Raw genomic sequence first — 4,339 nt, forward strand, 5'->3', positions numbered from 1 at the left:
CAGCCGACACCCACCCCGCCCCCGACCGTGACGCCCAGCCCCGCACCGCCGCCGCCCCCGGCCCCGGCCCCCGCTCCGGCGCCGCCACCGCAGGCCGGACCGGAGATCACGGTCGGCGCCCAGCCCAACCCCGGCTACGTCGGCGGCCACGTGACCGTCAGCTACACCGTGCGCAACACCGGCCAGGCCCGCGCCACCGGCCTGCGCCTGACCCTCGGCCTGCCCGCCGGCGTGCCCACCGGGGCCCTGCCCCCCGGCTGCCGCAACGGCACCTGCACGGTGAGCGACCTGGCCCCGGGCCGCAGCGCGGTCGTCCGGGTGGTGCTCTCACCCGTCGCGGCGCTGGACGCCACCATCACCACCGAACTCACCACCACCGGCACCGACGCCACCCCGGGACCGCACCGGGCGAGCACCCCGCTGCGCATCCTCCAGCCCCGCATCGTCGCGGTGCCGCCGATCGGCAAGCCCGGCTTCGTCACCTCGGTGCGCGGCGTGGACTTCCCGCCCGGCACGCCCGTCCGGTTCACCTGGCAGCCCGGCATCACCGCCGCGGCCGCCCCCACCCGCCCGAAGGCCGACGGGACCTTCGCCGGCCAGCTGCTCATCCTCCCCAAGGACGAGACCGGCCCGCGCACCATCACCGCCGAAGGCCCCGGATTCTCCCCGGTGACCTGCCCCTTCCTCGTCGTCGAGGGCAGCATCGGCCCGCCCGGGGAGGTGGAGCGCCGGTGATCCACGAGGTCGACGAGGCGCTGCGGCAGCTGCTCACCGAGACCGGGCTGCCCGAACGCGGCATCGAGGTGGTCTTCGACGCCCCCACCCGGGACTTCGCCGCCCGGCGCAACGCGCCCACCGTCAGCGTCTACCTGTACGGGCTGCGCGAGGACACCGGCCGCCGACAGGCCGGAACCGTCGCGGAGCACGACGCGGACGGCCTGGTGACCGGCACCCACCCCGCGCCCCGCTGGTTTGAGCTGGCCTACCTGGTCACCGCCTGGACCAACCGGCCGCAGGACGAACACCGGCTGCTGGCCGAGGTGCTGCAGTGCCTGACCGCCACCGACACGCTGCCCGCCCGGCTGCTCACCGGCACGCTCGCCGAGCTCGGACTGACCATCGGACTGGACATCGCGGGGCGCGACACCGGCCTGCCGTCGGTGTCCGACGTCTGGTCCTCGCTCGGCGGGGAGCTGCGGCCCTCCGTCGACCTCCGGGTGCTCGCCCCGCTGCCCGGCGGACGCACCCCGGCCGGACCGCCCGTCACCGAGGGGCTGGTGCTGCGCGCCGGCGACACCACCCCGGCGGGCCCGCCGCCCGCCGACGGCCCGGGCCGCCGCCTGCGCTACCAGGGCGCCAGCGACCCGGGGCCCGACGGTTTCGCCGCGCCCCGGGACCGCGAGCTGCCGCCCGGCCGCCGTCCGAGGGGCAGGGCGCGATGACCGTGGACCTGGACGAGGGGCAGGGCGCAGGCGCGATGGACGTGGACCTGGACGAGGTGGTCAACGGTGCGCCGCCCGGCCACGACCACCTCTGGGAGCGGCTGCACCGGGTCGAGCAGCGGGTCCGCACCGCGGTGCGCGAACGCCGCGCCGACGACCCGGACCCGGACGACCCGTACCGCGGCCAGTACCTCGGCCCGGAGGCGGTGGAGCGCATCCTGGCGGCCTCCGCCACCGTGCACCGCGCCGCCGCGGATCCCGGCGACGGGCCCGCGCCGCCGCCCGGCTCCCGGCTCGGGCGGCTCACCGCCGCCTTCGGGCTGCTCCCGGTGGACCTCGACCTGCTGCTGGTCGCGCTCGCCCCCGACCTCGACTCCCGCTTCGAACAGCTCTACGGCTACCTCAACGACGACCTGACCCGCCGCCGGGCGACCATCGGCCTGGCCCTCGACCTGTGCGGACTGCCCGGGGCCGGCGCCGGCCGCTTCCGGTTCTCCGCCCGCGCCCCGCTGGTCGCCGGCGGCCTGCTGGAGATCACCGAGCCGGACCGCCCGCTGCTCTCCCGCACCCTGCGCGTCCCGGACCGGGTGACGGCCCATCTGCTCGGCGACGACGAGCCGGACGGCGCGCTCGCCGGGCTCGCCCACCGCGCCGGCCCCGGGCCCCGCCTCCAGCAGCCGGACGAACGGCTTCGCGCGCTGGCCGCCGCCGGCGGACTGGTGCACCTGCTGGACCGGGGCGGGCACGCCGGCCCGCTCGCGGTGGCCGCCCTCGCGGCCGACGGCCCGCCGCCGCTGGTGGTCGACGCCGCCGCGCTCGCCGCCCGCCGGCCGGAGGGCACCGTACGGGTGCTCGCCCGCGAGGCGCGGCTGGGCGGGGGCGGCGTGGTGCTCGGACCGCTGGACCGGCTCGAACCCGAACGGCCCGAGCGGGCCGCGCTGTTGCGCGAGCTGTGCGCGGAACTCGACGGCGTCCCGCTGGTCGTGCACGGCCCCCAGGTCTGGGACCCGGCCTGGGCCGCGCGGAGCCCGGTGGTGGTCACCGTCCCGCCGCCGGAGGAGCGCGACCGCGCCGGGCAGTGGGCCCACGCGCTGGGCGGGGAGCCGGGCGGCGAGCTGAGCGCGGACCTGGCCGAGGCCGTCGCCGCGTACCGGCTGGACCAGGAGCAGGTGGCGCGCGCGGCCTCGGTGGCGGCCCGGACGGCGGCCGCCGAACGCCGCGAGGTGCGGGCCGAGGACCTGCGGACGGCGGTGCGGGCGCAGAACGGCGCGGGCCTGGCCCGGCTCGCCCGCCGGATCGAACCCGCGGTCGGCTGGTCGGACCTGGTGCTGCCCGCCCCCACCGCGGGCCGGCTCCGGGAACTCGTGCTGCGGGCCCGGCACCGCGACCAGGTGCTCGGGAGCTGGCGGATGCGCCCGGGCGGCGGCCGGGGCAACGGGGTGGTCGCCCTGTTCGCCGGGGAGTCCGGCACCGGCAAGACGATGTCCGCCGAGGTGGTCGCCGCCGAACTCGGCATGGAGCTGTACGTGGTGGACCTCGCCACCGTCGTGGACAAGTACATCGGCGAGACCGAGAAGAACCTGGAACGCATCTTCACCGAGGCCGCGCAGGTCAACGGCGTCCTGCTGTTCGACGAGGCGGACGCGCTGTTCGGGAAGCGCTCGGAGGTCAAGGACGCCCGCGACCGGCACGCCAACGTGGAGACGGCCTACCTGCTCCAGCGGATGGAGTCCTTCGACGGCATCGCGGTGCTGACGTCCAACCTGCGGGCCAACCTCGACGAGGCGTTCACCCGCCGGCTGGACGTCATCGCGGAGTTCCCGCTGCCGGACGAGGCGCAGCGGCGCCGGCTCTGGGACCGCTGCCTGGGAGCGCTGGTGCCCCGCGGCGACGACCTCGACCTGGACTACTGCGCCCGGCACTTCGAGCTCACCGGCGGCTCCATCCGGGCCTGCGCCGTCTCCGCGGCCTACCTGGCCGCCGGGACGGGTGCCCCGCTGGGCATGGCGCAGCTGGTCTCCGCGGTGGTCGGCGAGTACCGCAAGCTCGGCCGGCTGGTGCTGGCGAGCGAGTTCGGGCCGTGGCTGGGCGTCCTCGGCGACGCGGGGCACGGCTGAGCACCTCCCGAGTGAACGGCGGGCACGGCTGAGCACCTCCCGTGTGACCGGTGGGCACGGCCGAGCGCTCCCGGGGCGGCCGGGGCCGGTGGGTACGTACGGCGGTGTCCGCCGGGGGCAGCGTCCTTGCCCCCGGTCCGGCACCTGGGGACATGTCCCCGGGTGCCGCCCTGGCAGCAGACTCGTGGGCGAATGACCGGCGAAAATGCAGGGCCAGCCGAAGGAGCGCGTATGCCGTCGTACCTCACCCCGGGCGTGTACGTGGAGGAGGTCCAGTCCGGTGCCCGGCCGATCGAGGGCGTCGGCACGGCCGTCGCCGCGTTCGTCGGCTTCGCCGAGACCGGCCCCTTCCACGAGCCCACACTGGTCACCAACTGGGACCAGTACGTCCAGCGGTTCGGCGGTTTCACCGAGGGCACCTACCTGGCCCACTCGGTGTACGGCTTCTTCGCCAACGGCGGCGGCTCCGCCTACGTCGTGCGGGTCGGCGACCCGGCCCGGCGGACGCCCGGCGCCGCCCCCGCCGTCACTGCGGCCCCGCCCGTCGAGATCGCGGGCTTCCTCTTCTCCGCCCTGCCCGGCGCGGGCGGCGAAGTGTCCGTCGAGGTCGTCGACGCGGAGGGCGAGAACGTCCCCGACGACCGGTTCCGGCTGCTGGTGCGCCGGGGCGCCGAGGTCGTCGAGACGTACGACGTCTCGACCCGCAAGAGCACCAAGGGCTACGTCGTCACCCAGCTGCGCGAGTCGAAGCTGGTCGCCGTCGCCGAACAGCCCGGCACC

3 protein-coding genes and 1 pseudogene are annotated in these 4,339 nt (G+C 76.9%); all 4 read left to right on the forward strand.

All coding sequences use genetic code 11. The features are described from left to right. The coding region (locus ACFU6K_RS32455) for a CARDB domain-containing protein (protein ID WP_380669145.1) at nucleotides 1-735 on the forward strand (735 nt) is incomplete at its 5' end. Beyond that, a complete protein-coding gene (locus tag ACFU6K_RS32460) occupies nucleotides 732-1,442 on the forward strand; it encodes a DUF4255 domain-containing protein (RefSeq protein WP_380669147.1) in 711 nt (236 codons plus the stop codon). The genes ACFU6K_RS32455 and ACFU6K_RS32460, both read left to right, overlap by 4 nt. A 35-nt stretch (nucleotides 1,443-1,477) precedes the next feature. Further along, nucleotides 1,478-3,559: an ATP-binding protein gene (locus ACFU6K_RS32465; RefSeq protein ID WP_380669149.1), complete on the forward strand. Its 2,082-nt coding sequence runs from the start codon at nucleotides 1,478-1,480 to the stop codon at nucleotides 3,557-3,559. Between the two features lie 231 nt (nucleotides 3,560-3,790). Beyond that, nucleotides 3,791-4,339, forward strand: a pseudogene (locus ACFU6K_RS32470) (phage tail sheath family protein); the annotation flags it as partial.

The organism is Kitasatospora sp. NPDC057512, from assembly GCF_042802135.1.
Taxonomy (GTDB): domain Bacteria; phylum Actinomycetota; class Actinomycetes; order Streptomycetales; family Streptomycetaceae; genus Kitasatospora.